Genomic DNA, 26,444 nt, shown 5'->3' on the forward strand with positions numbered 1-26,444 from the left:
TCAATCGATCGTGATGGTGGAGATGCGGACGGGCTCTTTGGGGCGGTCGTTGCGGTCGGTCGGCGTCGCCGCGATGGCGTCGACGACCTTGCGCGAATCCGGGTCGACGACCTCGCCGAAAATCGTGTACTTGCGATTGAGGTGCGGCTGCGGGCTCACCGTGATGAAGAACTGCGAGCCGCTGGTGCGGGCGCCGACGTTCGCCATCGCCAGCAGGTAGCCGCGGTCGAAGCGCAGCTCGGGATGGAATTCGGCGGCGATGTCGTAGCCGGGACCGCCGCGACCGGTGTCGCCGGGATCGCCGCCCTGGATCATGAAGCCGTCGATCACCCGGTGGAAGGCGGTGCCGTCGTAGAACGGACCGGAGGTGCCCCCGCTCGCGTTCTCGGTGGTGTACGCCGCCGAGCCGTCGATCAGCCCGAGGAAGTTCCGCACCGTCTTCGGCGCGTGATAGCCGAAGAGCGCGAGCTTGATATCGCCGTGGTTCGTGTAGAGCGTCACACCGGCGGTCTGAATCGGTGAGGTCACGCCCGCCATGTTAGTGATCGCGCGGCGCCGATCCCGCGCACCGCCCGGCTGGGCTCCGCGGCGCGTCGAGACCGGTCGGCACTTACTGCGCTATTCACCCGGCTGTGCCAAAGTGGTCGAATGAGCTTGGGGCGTCTACGCGTATCCGCACGTTCTCGTAACCGGCTGATCGCCGGGGGTCTCGCCGCGCTGGCGGGTGGCGTGGCCTGGCTGGTCCGCAGCAAACGACCGCAGCCGCCGCAGCCCGCGCCGGAGCCGCCGCGCATCGGCTACTCCCGAAACGGCTCCGCGCCGACCCCCGTCGCGGGAGCCGGCGCGGACAACGGCCGCTGAGCAGGACATATCTCCGCCGCCGCTCCTGCCGTGCGCGGAGCTGTGGACGGACTCCGCCCGGTAGCGCCTACCGGGCTTCGTTCAGCGGCTGACGGTGCGCTTGTACTGGCGCAGGGCCAGCGGCACGAACACCACCAGGATCACGACCACCCAGATCAGCGTGGTCGCCACCGGATGCTGCATCGACCAGGCGTCCGAGACCGGCACCAGTGGGCTGGTGTTGCCGAACAGCTCGCGGGTCGCCTGGGTCAGCGCCGAGACCGGATTCCACTCGGCGAACAGCTTCAGCACGGCGGGCAGATTGTTCATCGGCACGAAGGTGTTGGCCAGGAAGGTCAGCGGGAACATGACCATGAAGCTGGCGTTGTTGAACACCTCGGGCGCCCGCACCAGCAAACCGACGACGGCCATGATCCAGGACACCGCGTAGGCGAAGAGCAGCAGCAGGATGTAGGCGAGCACCGCGTCGAAGAAGGAGCCACGGATCCGCCAGCCGACGAGCAGGCCGGTCAGCGACATGACGGCCAGGCTGACCACGTTGATCACCACGTCGCTGACGGTCCGGCCGACCAGCACCGCCGAGGGCGCCATCGGCAGCGAGCGGAAGCGGTCGATGATGCCCTTCTGCATGTCCTCGGCGAGACCCGCGCCGGTGAACGAGGAACCGAACACCACGGTCTGCGCGAAGATGCCCGCGATCAGGAATTCGCGGTAGCCGCCTTCCATGCCGGGCACCTGGATCGCGCTGCCGAAGACGTACGCGAAGAGCAGCACGAACATGATCGGCGACAGCGTCGAGAAGATCAGCACGTCGGGCACGCGCCTGATCTTGATGATGTTGCGCTTGGCGATGGTGACGCTATCGCTGACCACGATGGAGAGCCGTTCGCCGAGACCCATGCGGGGCGGCGCCTCCACAACTGTCGTCGTCGCGGTCATCGGGAGTTTCCTTCCGTTGCTTCGAGTCGTTCGGCGGCCTTCACGCCGCCGGAACCGTTCGTCGCGGCGCTTCCCGCGCGCTTGTCCGCGGCCTCGCCGCCGACGAGCTCCTCGGCCTCGTGCCCGGTGAGCGTCAGGAACACGTCGTCCAGCGATGGGCGACGCAGACCGACGTCGTGAACCTGCACATCGCTCGCCGCGAGCAGGCCGATCGCGTCGACGAGAGCCTGGGATCCGTTGCTGACCGGCACCGTGATCCGGCGCAGGCCGGGTTCGAGGTGGATCTCCCCGTCCGCGAGGCCCTTCAACGCCTGCTGCGCGACGGCGAGTTTGTCGACGTGATCGACGGTGAACTGGACGCGATCGCCGCCGACCAGGGTCTTCAGCTCGTCGGCTGTGCCGCGGGCGATGACCGTGCCATGGTCGATCACGGCGATCGAATCGGCGAGCCGGTCGGCCTCTTCCATGTACTGGGTGGTGAGCAGCAGTGTGGTGCCGCCCGCGACCAGTTCCTCGATGACGTCCCAGAGATCCAGCCTGGCCCGGGGGTCCAGGCCGGTGGTCGGCTCGTCCAGGAACAGCACCGGCGGGTTGGCCACCAGCGCGCCCGCCAGGTCGAGCCTGCGGCGCATGCCGCCGGAGTAGCCGCGGACCGGCCGGTCGGCCGCGTCGCTGAGCCGGAAGCGTTCCAGCAGCTCGCGTGCGCGCTCCTTACTGCGCTGCACGCCCATGTGATAGAGCCTGCCCACCATCTCGAGGTTCTCGAAGCCGGTGAGGTATTCGTCGACGGCGGCGTACTGGCCCGACGCACCGATCCGGGAGCGCAAAGCCTGCGGATTCCGCAGCACATCGATGCCCGCGACAGTCGCCCGGCCCGCGTCGGGAACGAGCAGGGTGGTGAGCACCCGGACCGTGGTGGTCTTGCCCGCGCCGTTGGGGCCGAGTAGCGCGGTGACGGTGCCCTCCGGCACCGTCAGGTCGAGTCCATCGAGGGCGACCAGCTGGCCGTAGCGTTTGACCAGACCCTCGGCGACTATTGCGTCGGGCATGATTCTCCTGACGTTCGTGAATTCTCGATGTCGAATGGCGTTCGACGCCCCTCATCTCGGCGTCGAGGCGTTGTCAACGGATCGGACGACCGACCGATACGGGGGTCAGTATTGTCCTCACTCCGGTTGTGCGCACCCCCTTTGTTCGGGGGCATCTCACCTGGAGCCGGACAGCGAAAGGCCGCATCCCGCTCCAGGCGGTGCTCGGGGGTACCGGAACGGGATGCGACCGGTTCGATGGTCCCGCGCACGGCCCGCTCGGGTCGTGCGTAGCCGACTACCCGTTTCCCGGGCACGCGGTACTCACGCCGCACCGTGCCGCGCGCCGCGGCGTCCGTACCAGCCCCAGTGACCACCGGCACATACTCGCACCGGGGTCCGACAGATTTCGGTCGTCGCCCGACATGCCCAGGCGGCCGCGACACGCGACAAACCCGGCAGAATCAAGCCCGCTCGCGGACCGAAAGAGGGATTCGCGCCACACTGCGACCATTCGGAATGTTTCCGGCCGGAACCGCTTTTCGCGCCGCCGCGCCGGAATCGTCATGGAATGGGCTGTACCGCAACATCTTTGACAAACACCAGGTCACGGACATACCGCACGACTTGCCCGGGTGAGCCGTGGATACCGTTACCGAGCAATCGCACCGCGTGCCGCCACGCCAAATTTCTTCGAAAGTGGCGACCCCCATGCGCACACAATCACAAATCTTCGCGTAGGATCAGTCACGTCGGCCCCTCCCCCCCGGGCCGACCTTACGCGGGCCTCGGCTAACTCCCCCCCTTCGCCGAGGCCCGCTCCCCATTTCCGGACCTTTTTCGAGCGGTCCGTTCTCGCCTTCAGTCGGTCGTCTCGGTGTCGAAGCCGACCGCACGCCAGGCGGTTGCCAGCCGCTGCGCCCGCACCCGTCCCGCCGTGCCGAACAGCGGGCGATCCCGCTCCCAGCGGTCCCTGGCGACCGGATCGGCGGTCCGCCAGAGCGGCGCGAGCTCGTCGACCACCCGGCCGAACTCCTCGAAGACGCCGCCGAGCGCGACGTGTACGCCGGGCGATCCTGGCCGGTCCAGATCCAGCCCGCGCACCGCGGCCACCAGCGCGAGCAGCTGCTGAAGCACCGGTCGCGGCCAGGACGACTCGCGCGCGACGCGCACCAGCCAGCCGAGCGCGGCGGCGAGCACGTGCACGTCCTCGATGGTGCGAAACGGCTTGAGGAAGTCGGTGTAGCCGTCGCCGGGCAGCACGGTCGCGGGCGCGTCGGTGAAAGTGACGGTGGCGTGCGGGATCTCGGGCGCGAACGGGGCGGCGGGCAGATCCGTCACCGCGACGCCCGGCGCGGAGGTCTCGACGAGGGCGGCCCGCAGGATGTTGCGGCCGTCGTCGGCGACACCCGCGCTGGCGACGACAAGGAGCCTGCGCGCCAGGCTGCCCAGCGTGGTGAAGGTCTTGGTGCCGCTGACCGTCGCCGCGCCGTCGTGCTCGGTCAACGCGGTGCGGATGGCCGAGGGGTGCGCGCCGCCCGCCTCGGTAGCCGAGACCGCGACGGCGTCCTCGGCGGGCAACTCGGGCAGCAGGGTGCGCAGCGCCTCCTGGTAGCCGGAGAGGAAGGCGAAGCCGAGCCGGTCGGCCGCGAAACCGCCCGCGATCGCGGCGTCCACCGACGACGCGAAACGGGCCGCGACCGCGCGGTGCCCGGCCCAGGCGGCCGCCACGGAGTCGACCGGTGCGCCGGGCGGTTCGGTCAGGAGATAGTCGAGCACAGATTCCACTCCTGCACGCTAACCCGCGCGGAGCTCGTGCCCGGCCGACTCGGGCCTAGCCGATCCCTGTGGCGGGCGGCCACGGGCGAAGGTCCGCGACAGGCGCTGCCAGACGAAGTTCGCACCGAGCCCGCGCCCAGCCGGAGCGGAGGCCCCTCAACCGGTCTTGGCGACCTCGGCCGCGGGCTGCCATATCCGGCTGCGCAGATCGGCGCCGCGAATCACCTGGATGCGCCATGGCTCCAACCGCATGATGTGCAGCGTCGGATCGTCGGGCGCGCGCCAGAACTGGCCGAGGTGGTAGCCCGCGCCCGGCGGGCTGGTCTGCGCGTACAGGTCCCAGACCCGTTGGCGGGTCGCCAGATCGTCCACCCACTCGGCCGTCGCGTCCACCGCGACGGAGTTGTTGCCGCGCGACCAGTAGGAGAAGTTGACGTGCGGGTTCCGCGCGATGTGCGCCGCCTTGACCGGCGTCTTGTAGGTGGCCAGCCAGCCGAGCGGAACCCCGTCGACCCGCTCCCAAACCGGGATGAGCACCCGGGTGCGCGGCCGGTTCTTGCTGTCGACGGTCACCATCGTGGCGTACACGATGCGCCCCACGTAGGCGTTGAACTCCGCCTCGATCTCGTCGAAATGCTCGACCTTCTGCGTCATGCCGAAACCCTCTCGGTTCCCGATGCGACTGTCGGTTACTTCTTGTAACCATGGGCATCATCGGACACCATGAAGAGCTATGGAAGACGGCACTTCTGAGTCACTCGGTTACTGCGGGGATACCGAGGACTACACGGCACGCCAGTGGGACACCCGCGAGGACTGCGATGTGCGCCAGATCCTCGACCGCATCGCCGACAAGTGGTCGCTGCTGACCATCGCGCTGCTCGCGGGACGCACCATGCGGTTCACCGAACTGCGCCGGGAGATCGACGGCGTCAGCCAGCGCATGCTCACCCGTACGTTGCGCCACCTCGAACGCGACGGCCTGGTGCGGCGCACGGTGCATCCCGTCGTTCCGCCGCGAGTCGACTACGAACTCACACCGCTGGGCGGCAGCCTGCACGAGACCATCCAGGCGCTGGTCACCTGGACCGAGGATCATCAGCGCGAGATCGCCGAGGCGCGCACCGCGTACGACGCGACCACTGCGGCGGCGGCAGTGTGATCCGAGGGCGGCGAACCGCCGGACACACCTAGCCTCGGGTCAGCTGATTCTCAGGGCGCGCGGGTATCACTGAGGCAGTCGCATCCGCCGCTGAGGAGTCTGACCTGTGAAACAGCCGGACGAGGTACGCAGAAGGGAACTCTTCGACGCCGAGGCCCGGCTCTCCTGGGTGCTCGCGGCGCTGGCCGGCATGATCGGCGCGGCGGCCTTCATGCACACCGCCGGCTACTTCGTCACCTTCATGACCGGCAACACCGAGCGTGCCGTACTCGGCGCGTTCCATGACGAGCCCGACCTGGCCGTCGCCGCCGCACTGCTGCTGACCGCGTTCCTGTCCGGCGTGGTCGTGGCCTCTTGGTGTCGCAGGCACTACTGGTCGGGTCATCCGCACGGACCCACCCTGCTCACGACCGTCTGCCTCGCGCTGGCCTCGATCATCGATCTGGCGCTCTACTCGGTCACCGACACCAGCCGGATCGATTTCGTTCCCATCCTGTTCGTCGCGTTCGGCGTCGGCGCTCTGAACACTTCGTTCGTCAAGGACGGCGAGGTCTCGGTGCCGCTCAGCTACGTCACCGGGACGCTGGTCAAGCTGGGCCAGGGCATCGAACGCCATGTCAGCGGCGGCGATTACGCCGACTGGCTCGGCTACTTTCTGCTGTACCTGTCCTTCGGGCTCGGCGCGCTGCTCGGTGGTCTGCTGAGCTTGCTCGTCGCGGGCTGGGCGATGCTCATCACGGCGACGGTGGTGTGCACGCTCGTCACCGGCTACACGTATCTGCACCTGGACAGGCACGGTCCACTGCCGATCGAGCGACCCGGCCGGTCGAACGACGCATAAACGTTTCATCCCAGCCCCGCGCGACTACAGTCGAGACATGGCAATCGAGTGCTCGAGCGTTGTCGCCGCGCCCCGATCCGAGGTCTTCGCCTGGTACGCGCGTCCCGGCGCGTTCACCAGGCTCGCGCCACCGTGGCATCCGGTCTCCCCACTCGCCGAGGCCGAGTCGCTGGCCGATGGACGCGCCGTGCTCGGCTTGCCTGGCGGATTGCGCTGGGTGGCGCAGCACGATCCCGCCGGTTACCTGCCGCCGCAACGTTTCGTCGACGCCGTCGCCACGAAGGGGATCGCCTCGCTGCCCGCCGCACGGCTGCTGCGCTGGCGGCACGTGCACGAATTCGAGGAGGTCGACGCCCGGCACACCCGGGTGATCGATCGGGTGCGGACGCCGATTCCCGAATTCGTGCTGCGCCCGATGTTCGACTACCGATACCGCCAGCTGGCCGACGACCTGCTGGCCCACCACCGCGCCGCCGAGCACGGCTTCGGCACGGCCACCATCGCGGTGACCGGCGCGTCCGGCCTGGTCGGCACCGCGCTGTGCGCCTTCCTGAGCACCGGCGGCCATCGCGTGCTGCGCCTGGTGCGGCATCCGGCCCGAACGCCCGGCGAACGACGGTGGAATCCCGTCGATCCCGACCCCGCGCTGTTCGACGGCGTGGACGCGGTGGTGCACTTGGCGGGCGCGTCGATCGCCGGACGGTTCACCGAGAGCCACAAGCGGGCGATCATCGACAGCCGGACGAAACCGACGCGCAAGCTCGCCGAACTCGCCGCGCGATCCGGTCTTTCGACGTTCGTCAGTGCCTCCGCCATCGGCTACTACGGCTACGACCGCGGCGACGAGACGCTCACCGAGGAGGCAGACCGGGGCGACGGCTTTCTGGCCGAGGTCGTCGCGGACTGGGAGGCGGCGACCCGCCCCGCCGAGAAGGCCGGTGTGCGGACGGTCCGTATCCGCACCGGCATCGTGCAGTCCCCGCGCGGCGGCACACTGCGGCTGCTGCGCCCGCTGTTCACCGCGGGCCTCGGCGGACGGATCGGCGACGGCAGCCAATGGCTGTCCTGGATCGCCCTCGACGATCTGGTCGACATCTACCACCGCGCGCTGTGGGACGAATCTCTCGCGGGAGCGATCAACGCCGTCGCGCCGTTCCCGGTCCACAACAGCGAATACACCGAGGTGCTGGCCCGGGTTCTGCACCGCCCCGCTCTCCTCCCGGTGCCCGACTTCGGCCCGGCACTGCTGCTCGGCAAGCAGGGCGCACGCGAACTCGCCGCCGCCGATCAGCGCGTGCTGCCGACCCGGCTGGTCGCGGCGGGGCACGCGTTCCGGACTCCCGGCCTCGACGAGGCGCTGCGTCATCTGCTCGGTCGAACGAGGCACTGACCGCGCATCCCCCGCCGGGACATCTCGTCGGGCAGCCACAGACGGACTGTCCGGCACTGCGGTACCTGCGAGACAGCCGTCGAGAGAAGCCGCGCGCCAGGAGGTCTCAGCGCAGCCGATCGACCGCCTCGGTCAGAGTGTCGACCCGCACCGCGGCGTCCGGAAGGATCACGTCGTCCCAGCCGGGACCGCCGAGGAAGACTCGAGCCCCCGCCGCGAGGCACGCGCGAACGGCCGATGTCAGCGCTGTGGATTCGCGCTGCGACCAGAGCAGCACCGCCGCCGGATCAGCCTGCCTGGCAAGCGCGTCCACCAACGCCGCGGTCGGAACGTCGGGGCCGAGCATCCGCGCGCCGACACCGTGTTCGGCAAGCGCGGCCCGCAGCACGTCGAGCGGCAGCGAATGGGTTTCACCGCTGGTGCAGGCCAGCACGGTGCCCGCGGGCCCCGCGGGCGGATTCGTTCGTTGCATGACGGCCGCGACGCACCATGAGAGCAGGTGTTCGACATCGATGCACCCCTCACCGCTGCCCTGCCGCGCGACGATCTCGGCAAAAGCGGGGCGGCACAGACCTTCCCAGGTGTCGACGACACCGTAGGCGCGAACGTGCGATTCCACGAGGGCGGTGACCGTGCCGGTCTCCAGCGCGAACGCGGCGGCGAGCAGCGTGGTCCGATCGCCGCGTGCCAGCGCGGGCCCGCGGGCGGCCGCGGCGGCGCCCGCCGGGCTCGCGCCACCGCGGATCAGTTCGAGCATCCGTTCCAGCAGTGCGATGTCGGACTCGGTGTAGAGGCGGTGGCGGCCGGGCCGATCCTGCGCGGGCCCGATCTCGTAGCGGCGATTCCAGCTGCGCAGGGTCGCCGTCGGGATGCCGAGACGCTCGGCCACCGCGCGCACCGTGTATCCGGCTGCGTCGGGAGCGGAGGCGGAACCGGCGGGCATCGTCTCATTCTGCCCGGTCGTGGTCGTCCAGTTCCGCATGGACGCCCGGATACAGGTCGCGCCCGTAGAAAAATACGCATCGTTTATGCATCGTTAACTGATACCATGGCAGAGTCGCCGACCCGAGGAGATCCCCATGGACTCACGCCGAACAGCACGATGGTGTGCGCGTCTCGCGACCGCTGTCGTCGCGGCGGCGGGCGTTGTCGCCGGAACGGCCACGGCCGCACCGCCCGCCCCGGTGCCCAGCTTGGAACTGGACCGCTACCTCGGCCAATGGCGCCAGCTCGCGGCGATCCCGCAGTTCTTCAACGTGGCCTGCGCACGGGACACCACTGCCGACTACGCGCTGGACGCGCGCGGGGACATCGCCGTGCACAATCGCTGCATCACTTGGACCGGCGCGGTCAACGAGGTCCGCGGCACCGCACGAGTGAACGATCGAGCCACCGGCGCGCAGCTGCACGTCAGCTTTCCCGGCGTACTCACCCAGGATCAATTGGACGGCCCGACGAACTACATCGTCACCGCGCTCGGCCCGGACTATTCGTGGGCGCTCGTGACCAACCCGGACCGCACCGCGGGCTTCGTGCTGGCCCGCGACCCCGCGTTGGATCCACAGTCCTGGTCGGACGTGCGGGCGGCGATCGTCGCGGCGGGCCAAGACCCTTGCTTCTACCTCACCTCGCCGACGACCGGCGGGCTGTCAGCGATCGAGCCGCTGTGCACGACGTGATGTTCGACAGCGTGCGGACCCCGCGAGGGTCGCGTTCGCGCCGGTACGGAAGAGCCGCCCGTGCCCGCGCGGCGCGACCCTCGTGGGGCCCGCGGCAGTCGCATCGCTCCGTGTCGCAGCCGCACGAGGCCGTCCGATGACCACCTCGGTAGCGCTGTTCACCCGCAACCTGCGGGTGCACGACAATCCGGTGCTCGCGGCGGCGAACCGGGCGGGCGACACGGTGGTGCCGCTGTTCGTCGTCGACCGCGACCTGGTGCCGGATCGCTGCCCGCCCAACCGCGCCCGCTTCCTCGCCGCCGCCCTCGCCGAACTCGACGACGAACTCCGTGCGATCGGCGGGCGACTCGTCCTGCGCCGCGGTGACGTGGTGGACGAGGTCGATCGCGTGGTCGCCGAAACCCGCGCCGCCAGCGTGCATCTCGCCGAGGACGTGAGCGGGTACAGCCGGTCCCGCGCGCGAGGATTGCGAGAACGGCTGCGGGACCGAGACTGTCGCGTCGACGAGCACGCCGCCACAATCACCGCGGTGGACCCGGAGTTGCTCGTGCCGTCCACCGGTCGCGATCACTTCGCGGTCTTCACCCCCTACTTCCGGCGGTGGACGGAAGCGCACCGGCGCAAGCCCCTCGGCAAACCACGCGCCCTCACCCTGCCGCGAATATCGGGCGACCCGCTGCCGAAGCCCGGCGACCTGTGCTCGGGCGAACCCTCGCCTCGCTTGGCCGTGGGCGGCGAGACGACAGGCCGGAAGCTGTTGCGCGACTGGCTGTCCGGTCCGCTGACCGACTACGCGCGGCTCGGCGACGATCTGGCCGCAGACGCCACCTCCCACTTCTCGCCCTACCTGCACTTCGGTTGTCTGTCCGCCGCCGAGGCGGTGCACCGGGTGGACATGTCGGCCGAAGGTGGTCGGGCCTTCGTCAGGCAATTGGCCTGGCGGGACTTCCACCACCAGCACCTCGCCGCCCGGCCTGCGGCGGCCTGGCACGACTACCGCGCGCGGGACATCCGATGGCGCGACGATCCGCGTGCGGTCGACGCCTGGCGAGACGGGCGCACCGGATATCCGATCGTCGACGCGGGCATGCGCCAGCTGCGCGCCGAGGGCTGGATGCCCAACCGCGCCCGGCTGATCACGGCCAGTTTCCTCACCAAATCCCTTCGGGTGCATTGGCGCATCGGCGCGGCCCACTTCCTGCACTGGCTCGTCGACGCCGACCTCGCCAACAACCAGCTGAACTGGCAGTGGGTGGCGGGGACAGGCACCGACACCAGGCCGAACCGCGTGCTCAACCCACTGCGCCAAGCCAAGCGCTACGACCCGGAAGGCGATTACGTCCGGCGTTGGATACCCGAGCTCGCGCACCTGGAGGGGGCACGGATCCATCTGCCGTGGCGCGCGGACGTCGACTACCCCGCTCCGATCATCGATTGCGCCGGCATGTGAGAGCACCGGGCTGCGCTTGTCGGTGCGGGTGATTACGTTGGCCGAGTGGACAATTCACGTACGCCAACGCCGAGCGAGTTCGCCGCGCTGGTGCGCCGCCGCCTCGACGACCTCGGCATCGATGGCGCGAAGTACCGACCCGAGGAGTTCTGCTTCGAACTGCCCGACGGCCTGGTCATCAATCTGCACAACATCTTTCGCGATACCGACGGGCTGACGGCCGAGGACCGGTCGGAGCGCATCACGCGGTTCCTTTCGGCGTTGCGCGCCGACGAGGAACTTCCCGCGGACTGGGAAAGCGCGCGGCCCACACTGTTTCCGGTGCTGCGCCCGTCCACCTACGGCGGGCAGGGCATGCGCCCGCTCTCGCGCCCGGCCTTCCCCTTCGTCGATGAGCTGATCGCGATCGATATGCCCGACAAGCGCGTCCTGGTCACTACCGATCACGTGGCGGGTTGGGGCGTAACGATTTTCGAGGTGTTCGAAGCAGCGCGCGAAAACCTCGCCGCGAAACCGCCTTCGATTTCCCTGTCGGATGACGGGTACACGCGCATCGTCGACACCGGCGACTTCTACGCGACCTCCTGGCCCTTGCTCCCCGGCTGGCTCGCCTCGCTCGCCGAAGAGGGCAGGCGTGCGGTCGCCTTCATCCCCGAAGACGACGCCCTCATCCTCACGCTGGACGAGCCCGAACTTCTCGAGCAGCTCTTCGACGCCGTGGAGGACCAGTACATCAACGCGGTGCGCCGCCTCTCGCCGCAGGCCTACACCACCGACGAGCGGGGCGTCGTAGTCCCGTTCGATCTGGCGGGCCCGCATCCGCAGCTGCACGCCGCTCACCGGGCGCGCTGCGGTCTGGCCACCACCGAGTACCAGGCCCAGCAAGAGGAGCTCATCGAGGCGCTGGACGACGAAGACGGCTTCGCGCCCTACGGCATCGACTTCGCCTACCCCTCCCAGCTGAACTTCGCCAGCGGTGACGACGGCTTCTTCACCATCGCCCCATGGGCCGAGGAGATCGAGACCCTGCTGCCCGAAGCCGACTACATCGACCTCTGCCTGACCGACGAGAACGACGAGATCATCGAAACCCTGGCGATCCCCTTCGCCACCCTCGCGGCCCACACCGATCTCGTCCCGGTCCCCAGCCTGTCGCCACCCCGCTACCTGGCCAAGAACTGGCCGGACGCCACCACCCTCACCCGCCTGCGCGCCGCCGCCGTCGACCTCTAGCCCGGAAACGAGAATCGGCGCGTGCTCAGATCGAGCACGCGCCGGTTACGAGTGGAGCCTAGGGGAATCGAACCCCTAACCCCTGCCTTGCAAAGGCAGTGCTCTGCCAATTGAGCTAAGGCCCCGAGTCCCCGAGGGTGGAATGAGTTTCAGCGGGTGGTGACTTCGTGCCACAGGTCCGCTTCGTCACGCTTGCGCAGCTTGGTGATTCCGAAGAGAACCGCGACCACGACGCCGACCGTGAGGAGAATCTTCATGGTTCCCACCCTACTGTCATGTTCGGGAGTGGGCCTAGGAGGACTTGAACCTCCGACCTCTTCGTTATCAGCGAAGCGCTCTAACCGCCTGAGCTATAGGCCCGTGTTGGCTCTCGCACCGTAGTGGGCGAGCCGAGGACAAAGATTACCCGACACCACCTGGAAGGACCAAAACGGCTGGTAGCGGGCTCGCGGTCTGCGGCTCTTCCGCCTCGAACGACATTCGGCCGGCGCCGCTCCGGCGTGTACTCCCGCCTACGGTCGGCGTCGACCTGGCGTGACTCTTTCCCCGGGAACGGCGACGGCCGATACCGCCCTGGAATGGGAGGTACCGGCCGCTGCCGAGGACTTTCGCGGAACGCCCGCCTGAGTTCGCGCACTGCGCGGAGCCGACGACGGACGCCACCCGCCTATGGACTAGTCCGGGTCCGCCAGGGTGACCTGGATACCGCCGACCAGGTCGCAGCACTGGTTGTAGATGAACGTGCCGACCGTGCCGAGCGCGGTGAACAGCACCACGTTGATCAGGCCGATGACGCCCGCGTAGCCGAAGACCGTGCCCGCGTCGATCAGGCCCACCGAGCCGCTGTCCTGGGACACCATGTCGGTGAAGGTGTTGTTCAGCCGCTCCCACACACCCATGCCCTCGAGCACGATGTAGAGCAGGCCGACGGCGAGCATCCACACGAAGAACAGCGCCACGCTGATCACCAGCGAGATCTTCAGCGTCGACCAGGGGTCGATGCGGCGGATCTGCACGGTGGCGCGCAGCGGCTCACCGGAGGCGACGGCCGCCGCGACCGCGACCGGAGCCGCGGGCGAGACGTGCGCCTGCGGGCTCACGCCGACGGGCTCGGGGTGCGGTAGCGGGTGCCGGATCTCGGAGAGGTCGGGCATGTCCTTGATCAGTTCCGGCCGCGCGATGCTGCGGGTGGGTCCGTCGATGCCGACCGACTTCACCATCGCCGCTTCCTTGCGCGCCGCCTTGGCCGCGAGGTCGGCCGTGGTGCGCGCGTTGGTGACGCCGCCGTTCAGGCCGACCGCCGCGCCGCCGCCGGCGCCGAGCCCGCCGCCACCGTCCGCGGGCGGCCTGCCCGCCACCGGCGCCTGACCGGGGCGGTACAGGTTCGACTGCGGCTCGCGCTGCGGCAGCTGCGACCAACCGTCCTTGTACTGCGACTGACCACCGCCCGGCGCGGGCTTGGCGCCGTCGGGACCGCCGGATTCACCGGGCGAGCCCATCCGAACGGTCTCCTGATCGAACCCTTCCTGCTTGCCGCCGGACTCCGGCGCGCCCTTGGGCGCACCCTGCTTGGGCGCACCCTGCCCGGGCCCGAAATCGCCCTGCTGACCGGCGTTCTGCTGCGGCTGGCCACCCTGCTGGCCCCCGCCCGGCTGTCCGGTTTCGCCCGGGCCGGGCCGGGGGATCGGCCGCGGCGGAATCGGAGACGGTGCGATCCGTTCGGTCACACCGTTCGTCTGGTGTCCGTCATTCGGCTGATTCGGAGTGGTCAATGGGAATCCTTAGATCCGTTCGTTGCCGCCGCTTGGAAGGGTTACTGCTCAGAGGAACCGGTGTCGTCGCCACCGTCGACCTGATCGGGTTCGTCGGCGTTGCGCGCGATAGCAAGCAACGTATCGCCCTCGGCGAGGTTCATCAATCGCACGCCCTTGGTCTGTCGCCCAGCCTTACGAACCTGCTTTGCCGCCGTCCGGATGACTCCACCGCCGGAGGTGATCGCGTAGAGCTCATCCTCGTCGTCGACGATGAGCGCACCGACCAGAGTGCCACGCCGAGCGTCGAACTGGATAGTCAATACACCTTTACCGCCGCGTCCCTGCGCGGTGTACTCCTCGATCGCGGTGCGCTTCGCGTACCCGCCCGAGGTCGCGACCAGCAGATACGTCTCGGGCCGAACGACGTTGAGCGACAACAGTTCGTCCTCGGCGTTGAACCGCATGCCCTGCACGCCGGAGGTGGCGCGACCCATCGGACGCAGCGCCTCGTCGGTGGCCGAGAAGCGGATCGACTGGCCCTGCGCCGAGACGAGCAGCAGATCGTCGTCGGCGGAGCAGAGCACGGCGCCGACGAGTTCGTCCTCGTCGCGCAGGTTCACCGCGACGATGCCGCCGCTGCGGTTGGAATCGAAGTCCGAGAGCCTCGACTTCTTCACCAGACCATTCTTGGTGGCCAGCACCAGATACGGGGCGTCTTCGTAGGATTTGATCTGAATGATCTGGGCGATCTTCTCGTCCGGCTGGAAGGCCAGCAGGTTGGCCACGTGCTGACCGCGCGCGGTCCGGTTGGCCTCGGGCAGCTCGTACGCCTTGGCGCGGTAGACCCGGCCCTTGTTCGTGAAGAACAGCAGCCAGTCGTGCGTCGAGGTGACGAAGAAGTGCTTGACGATGTCGTCCTGCTTGAGACCAGCGCCCTGCACGCCCTTGCCGCCGCGCTTCTGCGAGCGGTAGAGATCGGTCTTGGTGCGCTTGGCGTAACCGGTCTCGGTGATGGTGACGACCACGTCCTCGCGGGCGATCAGATCCTCGTCGGCCACGTCGCCGTCGGCGGCGATGATGCGGGTGCGCCGCTCGTCGCCGTACTTCTCGACGATCTCGGCCAGCTCGTCGCGCACGATGGCGCGCTGCCGCTCCGGCTTCTCGAGAATGTCCTTGTAGTCGGCGATTTCGCTCTCGATCTTGGCCAGATCGTCGACGATCTTCTGCCGCTCCAGCGCGGAGAGGCGCCGCAGCTGCATGTCGAGGATGGCGGTGGCCTGGACCTCGTCGATCTCGAGTAGCTGCATCAGGCCGGTGCGCGCGGTGTCGGTGTTGGCCGACCGCCGGATCAGCGCGATGACCTCGTCGAGCGCGTCGAGCGCCTTGACCAGGCCGCGCAGGATGTGAGCCCGCTCCTCGGCCTTGCGCAGCAGGTAGCGGGTACGCCGGACGATGACTTCCAACTGATGATCGACATAGAGCCGGATCATCTGGTCCAAGCGCAGCGTGCGCGGCACGCCGTCGACGATGGACAGCATGTTGGCGCCGAAGCTGGTCTGCAGCTGGGTGTGCTTGTAGAGGTTGTTCAGCACCACCTTGGCGACGGCATCGCGCTTGACCGTCACCACGATTCGCATGCCCGCACGGTCGGAGGACTCGTCGTGGATATCCGAGATACCCGCGATCTTGCCGTCCTTCACCTGCTCGGCGATCGAGTTGATGAAGTTGTCGGTGTTGACCTGATACGGCAGCTCGGTGATGACGATCGTGGTGCGACCGCGGTTGTCCTCTTCGATCTCCACCACACCGCGCATGCGGATCGAGCCGCGGCCGGTGGTGTAGGCGTCGTTGATGCCCTGGTTGCCGACGATCAGGCCGTGCGTCGGGAAGTCCGGGCCCTTGACCCGTTCCATGCACGCGGCGAGGGTGCTCTCCTCGTCGGCGTCGTAGTTCTCCAGCGCCCAGTAGATCGCCTCGGCGAGCTCGTTCAGGTTGTGCGGCGGAATGTTGGTCGCCATACCGACCGCGATGCCGTTGGAGCCGTTCATCAACAGGTTCGGCACCCGGCTGGGGAGAACCACCGGCTCCTGCGAACGACCGTCGTAGTTCGGCGTGAAATCGACCGTCTCGTGGTCGATCTCGCGCAGCAGCTCCATCGCGAGCGGCGTCAGGCGGCACTCGGTGTATCGCATGGCGGCCGCGCCGTCGTTGCCGCGGGAACCGAAGTTGCCCTGGCCGTCGACCAGCGGGTAGCGCAGCGACCACGGCTGCGCCATGCGGACCAGGGTGTCGTAGATCGACGCGTCACCGTGCGGGTGATAGTTACCCATGGTCTCCGCGACCGGGCGCGCGGACTTCACGTAGCCGCGGTCCGGGCGGTACCCGTTGTCGTACATCGCGTAGAGCACGCGCCGGTGCACCGGCTTCAGGCCGTCGCGCACGTCGGGCAGCGCGCGGCCCACGATCACGCTCATCGCGTAATCGATGTAGCTGCTCTGCATTTCGTTCTGGATGTCGACCGGCTCGATCCGGTCGCCTGCACCACCGTTCGGGGGCAGCGTTGTCTCAGTCATGCGGTCTCCTTAGCGGGGCGTGAAAAGGCTGAATGGCAGCGGGTTCTCACGCCGGCTACACGTCGAGGAAGCGAACGTCCTTGGCATTGCGGGTGATGAAGCTGCGACGCGCCTCGACGTCCTCGCCCATCAGAACGGAGAACAGCTCGTCGGCCGCGGCCGCGTCGTCGAGCGTCACTTGACGAAGCACCCGCACCGCGGGGTCCATCGTGGTCTCCCACAGCTCCTTGGCGTTCATCTCGCCGAGACCCTTGTAGCGCTGGACGCCATCGTCCTTGTTGATCTTCTTGCCCGCGGCGAGACCGGCCTCGAGCAGGCCGTCGCGCTCCCGGTCGGAGTAGGCGAACTCCGGATCGCTGCGCTGCCACTTGAGCTTGTACAGCGGCGGCTGCGCCAGGTAGACGTGGCCGTGCTCGACCAGCGGGCGCATGAAGCGGAACAGCAGCGTCAGCAGCAGGGTCGAGATGTGCTGGCCGTCCACGTCGGCATCGGCCATCAGCACGATCTTGTGGTACCGCAGCTTGGCGATGTCGAACTCGTCGTGGATGCCGGTGCCGAACGCGGTGATGATCGACTGGACCTCGTTGTTCTTGAGGACCCGGTCGATGCGCGCCTTCTCGACGTTGATGATCTTGCCGCGCAGCGGGAGGATCGCCTGGTACATCGAGTCACGGCCGGACTTGGCCGAGCCACCGGCGGAGTCACCCTCCACGATGTAGATCTCGGACTTGCTCGGGTCCTTGGAACGGCAGTCGGCCAGCTTGCCTGGCAGACCGCCCAGGTCGGTGGCGGACTTCCGGCGCACCAGCTCGCGCGCCTTACGGGCCGCGACGCGCGCCTGCGCCGAGGAGACGGCCTTCTGCACGATGGTCTTCGCGTCGGCCGGGTTGGCCTCGAACCAGTGCGCCAGGTGCTCGTTGCACGTCCGCTGCACGAACGACTTGACCTCGGTGTTGCCAAGCTTTGTCTTGGTCTGGCCCTCGAACTGCGGGTCGGAGATCTTCACACTCACGATGGCGGCGAGACCCTCGCGGATGTCGTCACCGGTGAGGTTGCCGTCCTTCTCCTTGAGCAGCTTCTTGTCCTTCGCGTACTTGTTCACCACCGTGGTGAGCGCGGCGCGGAAGCCCTCTTCGTGGGTGCCGCCCTCGTGGGTGTTGATGGTGTTGGCGAAGGTGTGGACAGATTCCGAATAGCCGGAATTCCACTGCATGGCGACCTCGAGCTCGTGCCCGGTGCCCTTGCCGGTGAAGCCGACGACCGAGTTGTGGATCGGCTGCTTGGTCCGGTTGATGTGCTTGACGAAGTCCTCGAGCCCGCCCGGGTAGTGGTAGGTGCGGACCTTGACCTTCGGCTCCTCGGCGACGGGAGCGTTCTCGTCGAGGTGCTTGGGCGCCTCGGCGGTGTCGCTGACGACCTCGTCGGTGACCTCGCTCCCGGAGACCCGCTCGTCGGTGAGGGTGATGGTCAGGCCCCTGTTCAGGAACGCCATCTCCTGCAGACGCCGTGCGACCGTCTCGAAGTTGAAGGTCGTGGTCTCGAAGATCTCCGGATCGGGCCAGAACCGGATGGTGGTTCCGGTGCGCTTGGTCGCCTCGCCCTGCAGCAGTTTGCCGGGCTTGGAGTCCTTGTACTCCTGGGTCCAGTGGTAACCGTCGTGGTCGACCTCGGCCTCGAGCCGGCTCGACAGCGCGTTCACCACCGAGATGCCGACGCCGTGCAGGCCACCGGACACCGCGTACGCGTCGGAGTCGAACTTGCCGCCCGCGTGCAGCTGGGTCATGACCACCTCGATGGTGGGGATGCCCTGCGCGTGCATGCCGGTCGGGATGCCGCGGCCGTCGTCGACCACTTCGACGCCGCCGTCGGCCAGCAGCGTGACATCGACGCGCGTCGCGTAGCCCGCCATCGCCTCGTCGACGGAGTTGTCGACGACTTCCCAGATCAGGTGGTGCAGGCCGCGCTCACCGGTCGAGCCGATGTACATGCCCGGGCGCTTGCGGACCGCCTCGAGTCCCTCGAGGACGGTGATAGAGGAGGCACCGTAGTCCTGCTTGCCCGATGTCGCCTTGGTCGAATCGTTGGAGTCCTTGGCAGCCACTGGTCGGTAGCTCTCCTTACTTGCTGACCCCGGCGCAGCGATCGCCACAGCGCAAGCGCGGCCCGGTCTTGACAGGTCGAGATTCACGGGCCCACGCGGGGGCTGTGCGGAACGCACCGAAGGGTTCGCCGCTAGTTACGTCACCATCCTACTGGTAGACCCGCGCCACAATGCACCTACGACACCCCTGACGGCTTCATGGCTGCGAGAAATCGACCGGCGACGAGTCCGGTCTTCCTCGCGACCGTTTCAGGGACTCTCAGATGTGCTCAGCACGCCCTGCCGGATGGTCGCCACGATCACCCGGTGACCGCGACCCGATCGATGAATTCGGCCGTGCGATCGGCGAGCGCCTCGGGGTGCGAGATCGGCGACCAGTGCCGAGCCGCGATCTCGGTGCGAGTCAGGTTGCCGACCCACTGCTCGGCCTCGGCGTGCACCACCGGACGCACCGCGCGATCGCCGGTCGAGACGATCAGCTGCACCGGGACACCGATCGGGCGCGGGCGCGGATTGCGCAGGTGCGCACGGATATTCGCGCGGTAGAGCTTGAGATTGTTGATCATGTCGGCGCGCAGCGTCGGCGCGGTCTGCACCAGCGCGGGATCGAGGCCGTCGAAGAAGGCGAGGAAGCGCGGCCAGCGACTGGACAGCGCGCGCAGCACCGGATTGGGCAGGCCTGGAATCTGGAAGGCGACGGTGTACGCCGAGGCGATGCCCTGCGCGAGCGCCCCGCGCAGCCGGGCCGCCGAGAACGGGCCGCGCAGGTACGCGCCGAGGAAGTCGAGGTTCGGGCCGGAGACCGAACTGAACGACGCGATCCTGGTGTCGGCGTCGGGATCGCCGACGAGTTCCCAGCCGATCACCGAGCCCCAGTCGTGCCCGAGCACGTGCACGCGCTGATCCGGAGCCACGGCATCGGCGACCGCGCGCACGTCGGCGGCCAGTTCCTCGATGCGATAGGCCGAGACCTGGGTGGGCACCGTGCTGTCACCCGCGCCTCGGTTGTCGAAGGCGATGACGCGATAGCGATCGGCCAGGCGGGCGGCGACGCGATTCCACAGGATGTGAGTGTCGGGCCAGCCGTGCACCAGCAGGATCGGCGTGCCCGCGGGATCGCCGCACTCGAACACCGCGAGCTCGACGTCGCCGCGGCGGACGGTGGTGGTGGCCGTGGCGGGGAACGGGCCCGCGGTGCTGATCGTCATCGATCCGTTTCTCCTGTGCATATTCGATCCGGCCGGAGGGGCGGCATCGGGCGCTCCACAGGGAATCCGCAGGTCCCAAGGCTGGGGACTGTGGAGATACCTGTGGATATGTGGATAAACGTAACACTGGGTATCAGCTATTGCCAGGGCGCCTGAAGGCTTGCACGCAGGACCGGTGCCGGGCATCGAGACAAAGCAGGCTCTGCTCGCCGCCGACGCCGATCCGGTGCGGCGCCGATCAGCCGTAGGTGTCGCGCGGACCGCGGCCCTTGATGTGCCGCTCCCCCTTGCGCCAGCTCGGGGCGGCCGGGCCGGAAATCTTCAGCTGCGTCACCACGCCATGACCGACCGCCGCGTTGATCTTCGCCAGGATCTGGCTCTGCAACATGCGCAGCTGGGTCGCCCAGGCGGTGGACTCGGCGGCGATGCTCAGCACGCCGTCTTTGAGCGCGATCGGGGTGGCGTGCGAGGCGATGTCCTCGCCGACGACGCCCGCCCAGCGACCGAGCACCGTGCCTTCGGCGACCTTGTTGTCCCAACCCCTGCTCTTGGCGATGCGGGTGGCGAGCTGGGACAACAGCTGGGGATCGCGATCGTCCGGTCGCGCGCCGGACCAGCCTGTCCGCCTGCGGGCGCCGGTGCGCAGCTTCCGTACCGGCGACGCACGGCCCTGACCGACCGACTTTCCGCTGGCCTTCGCCGCGGCGCGAGCCTCTTCCAGTGCGCGCCGGGCCAGATCGATGCCGCGCAGCTGCGGCTCGCCGCCGGGCTGCTGTGCGCCCGGTTCGGGCTGGTCGGTCATCGTCCCGCTCCGTTCGACCCTCGGGTTTGTCCCCAGATCTTGCTCTGTTGTCCCCAGCCGGTGCGCGGCCGGGTCCGGCGCTGAAACGCCCGGTCGGCATGATCGCCGGACCGGCGTCGAACGCCTGTTCGTGGCGTTTTCCGGAACGACGGCGGTGACTGTCGAACGATCACCGCAGCACCATGGGAAAACGCCTCGGGTGCAAGGTTCTCCACAGGTGCTGGGGATGAATCGGCGGTTCCGGCCCGGCCCCGGTGCAGGGCAACTGTACGGGAGCCCGCCGACGAACTGTCACACGGTTCGCGGCTCTTACGCGTCGGCATTCCCCACCTGTGCACAACGTGGCGGACTACCTGTGGACACCTTCGTCCATGCGATTCAGGCGAACCCGGGCGCGGGCTCGGCGATGCGGGAAGCGCGGTGCGTGGCCTCGCCTGTGGTCTCCACCCGCAGCGGCACCGCGGCCAGCTCGGCGGGCACGTCTTCGGGGACGGCGGCGGTGATCAACACCTGTTCGGCGCCCGCCGCGACCTCGGCCAGCGCGGTGCGGCGGCGACGGTCCAGCTCGGCGAAGACGTCGTCGAGCAACAGCACCGGCTCCGCTCCAGTGGTCCGCAGCAGCTCGAACGCGCCGAGGCGGAGGGCGAGGGCGAAGGACCAGGACTCGCCGTGGCTGGCGAATCCCTTCGCGGGCGCGTCACCGAGCATCAACTCGAGGTCGTCGCGGTGCGGGCCGACCAGGCAGACGCCGCGATCCAGCTCCTTGGACCGCGCCGCGGCGAGCTCGCGCAGCACGATCCCCTCGAGCGCGGCGGCGTCGTCGGCCTGCGGTTCCCGGGCCGGGTCGAGGAAGTCGGGCGGAAGATACGAACTGCGGTAACCGATTGCGGCGGGCCGGGATTCGGGCGCGATCGACAGATAGGACTGTGCCAGATGGGGATACAGGTCGTGCACCAAGCGCAGCCGCTCGGCGAGCAGCACCGAGGCGTGCGCCGCCAAATGCCCGTCCCACACGTCCAGGGTTCCCAGGTCGGCCTTCGATCTGGCTTGCCGCCCAGCGGTTTTCAACAGGGCGGAGCGCTGCCGTAGCACCCGGTCGTAGTCCGAGCGCACACCCGCAAACCTGGGGAGCCGGGCTGTGCACAACTCGTCGAGGAATCTGCGGCGCTCCCCCGGGTCGCCGCGCACGAGCGCCAGATCCTCCGGCGCGAAGAGCACCGTCTGCAGAATGCCGAGAATCTCCCGTGTCCGGCGCACCGGCGACCGGTTGATCTGCGCGCGATTGGCCGCGCCTTGATTCAGCTCGACATCCACGCGCAGCTCGCGGCCGGTGTTGACCACCGTCGCGCCGATCCGCGCCCGCTGCGCGCCCATCCGGATCAGCGGCGCGTCGGCGGCCACCCGGTGTGAGCCGAGGGTGGCCAGGTAGCCGATCGCCTCGAGCAGGTTGGTCTTGCCGTTGCCGTTCGATCCCAAGAAAACCGTTCGGCCTGGGGATAATTCGAGTTCCGCGTGCTCCCAGGAGCGGAAGTCGCGCAGCGACAGCGCTCGGATGAACATTCGCTACACCGCCCCGGTCACCGCGGGAGACGGCACCCGATCACGCACAGATGCTCAGCCCGGGAGCCGGACCGGCATCAGCAGGTAGATGTAGGAGCTGGCCAGCGCGGCGAAGGCGCCGGAGTCGAGCACCTCGGGCTCCTCCTCGCTCGCCGGGAGCAGCACCGCGGGACGGCTGGGAGTGGTGAACCCGAAGGTGACCCGATCGGCGTGCAGCGCGGACAGGCCGTCCACCAGGTAGCCGGGGTTGAAGGCGATGGTCAGCGCTTCGCCGCGGAAATCGGCGGGCAGCCATTCCTCGGCGCGGCCCGCGTCGTCACCGCCCGCGGACAGCAGCAGGCCCTCGCTGGAGAACTCCAGCCGCACCTGCGCGCCGCGCTCGGCGACCAGGGCGACACGCTTGATGGCCTCGGTCAGTGCCGCGACCTCGAGCGTGGCGATGGAGGTGTGCTCCTTGGGGAGCAATTGGCGGAACTTGGGGAATTCCGCGTCGAGCAGCCGGGTGGTGGTGCGCCGCCCCGCGTTGACGATGCCGAGCAGGCCGTCCGAACCGGCACCGGTGCCCAGCGACAGCTGCACGGGCGCGTCCGAGGGGCCGAGCGTCTTGGCGGCTTCGGAGAGCGTGCGGGCCGGGATCAGCACCGCGGTCTCGATGTCGGTGCGGGCGGGCTGCCACTCGATGTGGCGCACGGCCAGGCGGAAACGGTCGGTGGCCGCGAGAACGACCTGGGGACCTTCGATCTCGACGCGAATGCCGGTGAGCATCGGCAGGGTGTCGTCGCGGCCCGCCGCCACGGCGACCTGACCGACGGCCTCGGAGAAGACGTCCACACTCAATTCACCGGTCTGCTGCGGCACCTCGGGCAGCTGTGGATAGTCCTCGACCGGCATGGTCGGCAGCGAGAACTTGGCGCTGCCGCAGGAGATCAGCACGCGCGTGCCGTCGACGGAGACGTCCACCGGCTTGTTGGACAGCGCCTTGGTGATGTCGGCGAGCAGGCGGCCCGAGACCAGAACCTCGCCCGGACCGGCGACCTCGGCCGCGACGCGCATCTGCGCGGAGACCTCGTAGTCGAATCCCGAGACGGTCAGCCCGTCCTCGCTCGCCACCAGCAGCACGCCACCGAGGACCGGCACCGGAGGCCGGGACGGCAGGCTGCGCGCGACCCAGGCGACGGACTCCGCGAAATCCTCTCGGGCGACCCGAAACTTCATGCTCGCAAGCTCCATCGCCCGATCTGTCCTCTCCCGGTTCCGTGATCCGTGTGTGGCGTCCGTCCGAGCACTGTTGGCTCGACAGCATGTTGGCTCGACAACGTGTGGTTCTCGTCAGGGGGTGCTGGATCGGCCGCGCCAGCAGTCTGGCACAGGCGACCGACATAAAACGTACCCGTGTGTGGCCCGGGTACCTAGTCCGACCCTCGATTCGCGCTCGCGTGTCCGAAACGGGTGTCCGTATATCCGAGAGCGCCCATCCCCTCTTCTCCTTGCCTGTGTAGACGCGTGGCTCCCGACCGGACACTCCCCGACCGACTTTCCACACACCCTGTTTTGAAGAGAGATCTATAAGAAGAAGAACTGAAGTAGTAGTAGGCACTGTGGAATCTGTGGACTGAGCCCGTTTTCGCTGGTCCGGGGGTGTGGTGCCGTGGGGATGGCCGTCGGGTGACTCGAGGATGAACCGGAGGCGTCTGTGGAGGTTCGAAAACTGTCCCCCGTTCATCCTCGAGCCGTCCTCGAGTTGTTCCACCGGATTCACCCGGTTGTTCACACATGTGCACCGAACGGTGGACAGCTCGAGGAATCCTCGAGGACTCCACACGGACTCCTCGAGGATTCCACAGGCGCCGGACCGAGACGTGGCTGGTCAGACCCTGTGGGCAGAGATCAATGGGGATGATGTTGATATCCGGCTGTGAGCGACTCCGCCACGAGCCTGTGCACGAATCGGTGGACAAACCAGGGGATTCCTCGAGGACTCCACAAGGAATCCTCGAGGAATCCACAACGCACAAAAAAGCACCGCCCCTGGTCAGGGGCGGTGCGGGGTTGTGGAGGGCGCTCAGCGCGAGCGCTGTTTGATCCGGGCTGTGAGTTCTTGCACCTGGTCGTAGACGCGGCGGCGCTCGGTCATCTCCTTGCGCACTTTCTTCTCCGCGTACATGACCGTGGTGTGGTCGCGTCCGAAGGCCTGACCGATCTTGGGCAGCGATAGGTCGGTGAGTTCGCGGCACAGGTACATGGCGATCTGCCTGGCCTGCGCCAGCGGCCGCGCCTTGCCGGGGCCGGTCAGTTCCTCCAGCGTGGTGTTGAAGTACTCCGCGGTCACGGCCATGATCGTCGCCGCGTTGATCTCCAGCGCCGCGGTGTCGGGCATCAGATCGCGCAGCACCACCTCCGCGAGCGGCAGATCGAGCGGCTGACCGTTGAGCGAGGCGAAGGCGGTGACGCGGATCAGCGCGCCCTCGAGCTCGCGGATGTTGCGCTCCACCCGGCTGGCGATCAGTTCCAGCACGTCGTGCGGCACGTCGAGCCGATCCATCCGCGCCTTCTTGCGGAGGATCGCGATGCGGGTCTCCAGTTCCGGCGGCTGTACGTCGGTGATCAGGCCCCACTCGAACCGGGTCCGCAGTCGCTCCTCGAGGGTGGCCAGCTGCTTGGGCGGACGGTCGGAGGAGACCACGATCTGCTTGTTCGCGTTGTGCAGCGTGTTGAAGGTGTGGAAGAACTCCTCCTGGATGCCTTCCTTGCCTTCGATGAACTGGATGTCGTCGACGAGCAGAATGTCGGTCTCGCGATAGCGCCGCTTGAACGCGACCTTGCGGTCGTCGCGCAGGCTGTTGATGAAGTCGTTGGTGAACTCTTCGGTCGACACGTACTTCACCCGCATGCCGGGAAACAGCCGTTGGGCGTAGTGCCCCGCCGCGTGCAGCAGGTGCGTCTTGCCGAGACCGGAGGCGCCCCAGACGAACAGCGGGTTGTACGCGCGGGCGGGCGCTTCCGCGATGGCCACCGCCGCGGCGTGCGCGAAGCGGTTGGAGGCGCCGATGACGAAGGTCTCGAAGGTGTACTTCGCGTTCAGGCTCGCCGAGGAGTTCGCCGGAGCCGGAGTCTCCTGGCTCTTGGTGAAGTAGGTCGGCCAGTTGTTACGGACGTTGACGACCGGTTCGTCGTCGGGCTGCTCGGTGCGCAGCGCTTCACCGGACTCGCGGACCGAATCGTGCGCGGCGGCGGGCGCGGCTTCGCGCAACGGCATCCGGGCGGGTCCACGCATCGGAGCGGGACCGGGCTCGGGCGTGAACAGCGACTCCTGGCCGGGCGGGGTGGAATCCCGGCGCGAACCCATTCCCGGCTCGCGCCGCGGCGCGGTCGAGACCTCGGGCACCACGGCGGAGTCGGCGACACCCGGATAGTCGCCCGCGCCCGGCGCGCGGTAGACGGCGGTCGGATAGTCGTCGGCCGGGTAGTCGACGCCGGACTGGTAGTCGGCCGGGTAGTCCGAGCTCGGCGGGTAGTCGGGCGCGGGGGTGTACTCGGCGGCGGGCGCGTAGTCGGCGGACTGGGGATAGTCGGACGGTCCCGGATACTCCGGCGCGGGCGCGAAGTCCTGCTGCGCGTAGCGCGGGGCCGGGTAGTCGGTGCGGCTGGGCGGATCGGCGGGGAAACCGCGCGAGGCCTCCCTGGTGCGCTGCGTGTCCCGGTTTCGCTGGGCCGCCTCCCTGCTTCGCTCCGGACGACTGGTCATCCTGGCGTGCCGGGGATTGGCGGCGGACCGATCGGTGCTCGGCGTCGCGGGCGCCGCGATGCGCACACCGAGTCCCTCGACCTGGGGACCGAGCCGGCGGGCGAGGGAGCGCAGGATGGGTTCGCGCAGATCGCGTTCGATGGCCTCCTGGGCCAGCGACGAGGGCACCGACAGCAGGGCGAAGCCCTGGGCGACGGTGATCGGCTTGACGAGTTTGAGCCACGCCTGCTGTGCTCGGGTCACCGCCGGGATGGAGCCGTCGTCGGAACCGGTGGTGAGCTCGGCAATCACCTCGGGCCACACGGTGGCCAGCACGTTCTGCTCGTCGTCCATGCAGTT

At 68.5% G+C, this 26,444-nt stretch carries 22 protein-coding genes and 2 tRNA genes; 7 read left to right on the plus strand and 17 right to left on the minus strand.

Going from position 1 to position 26,444, the window contains the following annotated elements:
• Entirely contained in the window at positions 1-528 is a 528-nt protein-coding gene (locus FB390_RS05795) for a peptidylprolyl isomerase (RefSeq protein WP_141808024.1), read from the minus strand.
• 120 nt (positions 529-648) lie between these two features.
• Here FB390_RS05795 and FB390_RS05800 point away from each other — a divergent pair, with 120 nt between their 5' ends.
• Positions 649-861 (plus strand): hypothetical protein, encoded by a 213-nt coding sequence (locus tag FB390_RS05800; RefSeq protein WP_141808025.1) that lies wholly within the window; start codon positions 649-651, stop codon positions 859-861.
• An 81-nt stretch (positions 862-942) separates the two neighbouring features.
• Here the strand turns inward: FB390_RS05800 and FB390_RS05805 are convergent, their stop codons facing one another.
• The 4 genes from FB390_RS05805 to FB390_RS05820 all read right to left on the minus strand — a co-directional run bounded on the left by FB390_RS05805 (position 943) and on the right by FB390_RS05820 (position 5,261).
• A complete protein-coding gene (locus FB390_RS05805) occupies positions 943-1,761 on the minus strand; it encodes an ABC transporter permease (protein WP_141811571.1) in 819 nt (272 codons plus the stop codon).
• A gap of 35 nt (positions 1,762-1,796) precedes the next feature.
• Positions 1,797-2,849, minus strand: coding sequence for an ATP-binding cassette domain-containing protein (locus FB390_RS05810; protein ID WP_246123875.1), 1,053 nt, complete (start codon positions 2,847-2,849; stop codon positions 1,797-1,799).
• An 840-nt stretch (positions 2,850-3,689) separates the two neighbouring features.
• A complete protein-coding gene (locus FB390_RS05815; RefSeq protein WP_141808026.1) occupies positions 3,690-4,616 on the minus strand; it encodes an acyl-CoA dehydrogenase family protein in 927 nt (308 codons plus the stop codon).
• A 147-nt stretch (positions 4,617-4,763) separates the two neighbouring features.
• Positions 4,764-5,261 carry a pyridoxamine 5'-phosphate oxidase family protein gene (locus tag FB390_RS05820; protein ID WP_141808027.1) on the minus strand — a complete coding sequence of 166 codons (498 nt, stop codon included), beginning with the start codon at positions 5,259-5,261 and terminating at the stop codon, positions 4,764-4,766.
• Between the two features lie 79 nt (positions 5,262-5,340).
• Here FB390_RS05820 and FB390_RS05825 point away from each other — a divergent pair, with 79 nt between their 5' ends.
• The 3 genes from FB390_RS05825 to FB390_RS05835 all read left to right on the plus strand — a co-directional run bounded on the left by FB390_RS05825 (position 5,341) and on the right by FB390_RS05835 (position 8,000).
• Complete coding sequence (locus tag FB390_RS05825; RefSeq protein ID WP_141808028.1) at positions 5,341-5,769, plus strand: winged helix-turn-helix transcriptional regulator; 429 nt, start codon at positions 5,341-5,343, stop codon at positions 5,767-5,769.
• Positions 5,770-5,875: 106 nt separating this feature from the next.
• Positions 5,876-6,610 carry a YoaK family protein gene (locus FB390_RS05830; RefSeq protein WP_141808029.1) on the plus strand — a complete coding sequence of 245 codons (735 nt, stop codon included), beginning with the start codon at positions 5,876-5,878 and terminating at the stop codon, positions 6,608-6,610.
• A gap of 37 nt (positions 6,611-6,647) precedes the next feature.
• Complete coding sequence (locus tag FB390_RS05835) at positions 6,648-8,000, plus strand: TIGR01777 family oxidoreductase (protein WP_141808030.1); 1,353 nt, start codon at positions 6,648-6,650, stop codon at positions 7,998-8,000.
• Positions 8,001-8,106: 106 nt separating this feature from the next.
• Here FB390_RS05835 and FB390_RS05840 read toward each other — a convergent pair whose 3' ends face one another.
• Positions 8,107-8,943, minus strand: a complete 837-nt coding sequence (locus tag FB390_RS05840; RefSeq protein WP_141808031.1) for a MerR family transcriptional regulator — start codon at positions 8,941-8,943, stop codon at positions 8,107-8,109.
• A gap of 136 nt (positions 8,944-9,079) precedes the next feature.
• On the opposite strand from FB390_RS05840, the gene FB390_RS05845 reads away from it, so the two are divergent.
• From FB390_RS05845 to FB390_RS05855, 3 genes are all read left to right on the plus strand, one after another.
• Entirely contained in the window at positions 9,080-9,679 is a 600-nt protein-coding gene (locus FB390_RS05845; protein ID WP_141808032.1) for a lipocalin family protein, read from the plus strand.
• 136 nt (positions 9,680-9,815) lie between these two features.
• Positions 9,816-11,129, plus strand: coding sequence for a cryptochrome/photolyase family protein (locus FB390_RS05850; RefSeq protein WP_141808033.1), 1,314 nt, complete (start codon positions 9,816-9,818; stop codon positions 11,127-11,129).
• Positions 11,130-11,174: 45 nt separating this feature from the next.
• On the plus strand, positions 11,175-12,362 hold the full coding sequence (locus FB390_RS05855; RefSeq protein ID WP_141808034.1) for a hypothetical protein: 1,188 nt from the start codon (positions 11,175-11,177) through the stop codon (positions 12,360-12,362).
• Positions 12,363-12,414: 52 nt separating this feature from the next.
• Here FB390_RS05855 and FB390_RS05860 read toward each other — a convergent pair.
• The 11 genes from FB390_RS05860 to dnaA form a co-directional block, all read right to left on the minus strand.
• Positions 12,415-12,487 (minus strand) — tRNA-Ala (locus FB390_RS05860).
• A gap of 24 nt (positions 12,488-12,511) precedes the next feature.
• Positions 12,512-12,619, minus strand: coding sequence for a DLW-39 family protein (locus FB390_RS33885; RefSeq protein ID WP_218018413.1), 108 nt, complete (start codon positions 12,617-12,619; stop codon positions 12,512-12,514).
• 29 nt (positions 12,620-12,648) lie between these two features.
• Positions 12,649-12,722, minus strand: a tRNA-Ile gene (locus FB390_RS05865).
• A gap of 314 nt (positions 12,723-13,036) precedes the next feature.
• A complete protein-coding gene (locus tag FB390_RS05870; protein WP_141808035.1) occupies positions 13,037-14,134 on the minus strand; it encodes a DUF3566 domain-containing protein in 1,098 nt (365 codons plus the stop codon).
• 41 nt (positions 14,135-14,175) lie between these two features.
• Positions 14,176-16,689 (minus strand): DNA gyrase subunit A, encoded by a 2,514-nt coding sequence (gyrA, locus tag FB390_RS05875; RefSeq protein WP_141808036.1) that lies wholly within the window; start codon positions 16,687-16,689, stop codon positions 14,176-14,178.
• 55 nt (positions 16,690-16,744) lie between these two features.
• A complete protein-coding gene (gene gyrB, locus FB390_RS05880; RefSeq protein ID WP_141808037.1) occupies positions 16,745-18,790 on the minus strand; it encodes a DNA topoisomerase (ATP-hydrolyzing) subunit B in 2,046 nt (681 codons plus the stop codon).
• Between the two features lie 299 nt (positions 18,791-19,089).
• Positions 19,090-19,998 (minus strand): alpha/beta fold hydrolase, encoded by a 909-nt coding sequence (locus FB390_RS05885; RefSeq protein WP_141808038.1) that lies wholly within the window; start codon positions 19,996-19,998, stop codon positions 19,090-19,092.
• Positions 19,999-20,236: 238 nt separating this feature from the next.
• Positions 20,237-20,800: a DUF721 family protein gene (locus FB390_RS05890; protein WP_141808039.1), complete on the minus strand. Its 564-nt coding sequence runs from the start codon at positions 20,798-20,800 to the stop codon at positions 20,237-20,239.
• 378 nt (positions 20,801-21,178) lie between these two features.
• Entirely contained in the window at positions 21,179-22,360 is a 1,182-nt protein-coding gene (gene recF / locus FB390_RS05895; RefSeq protein WP_141808040.1) for a DNA replication/repair protein RecF, read from the minus strand.
• 54 nt (positions 22,361-22,414) lie between these two features.
• Positions 22,415-23,590 carry a DNA polymerase III subunit beta gene (dnaN, locus tag FB390_RS05900; RefSeq protein ID WP_141808041.1) on the minus strand — a complete coding sequence of 392 codons (1,176 nt, stop codon included), beginning with the start codon at positions 23,588-23,590 and terminating at the stop codon, positions 22,415-22,417.
• An 832-nt stretch (positions 23,591-24,422) separates the two neighbouring features.
• A complete protein-coding gene (gene dnaA, locus FB390_RS33400; RefSeq protein ID WP_185756952.1) occupies positions 24,423-26,438 on the minus strand; it encodes a chromosomal replication initiator protein DnaA in 2,016 nt (671 codons plus the stop codon).
• Positions 26,439-26,444 lie beyond the last annotated feature (6 nt).

It is taken from the genome of Nocardia bhagyanarayanae (assembly GCF_006716565.1).
Classification (GTDB): Bacteria; Actinomycetota; Actinomycetes; order Mycobacteriales; family Mycobacteriaceae; genus Nocardia; species Nocardia bhagyanarayanae.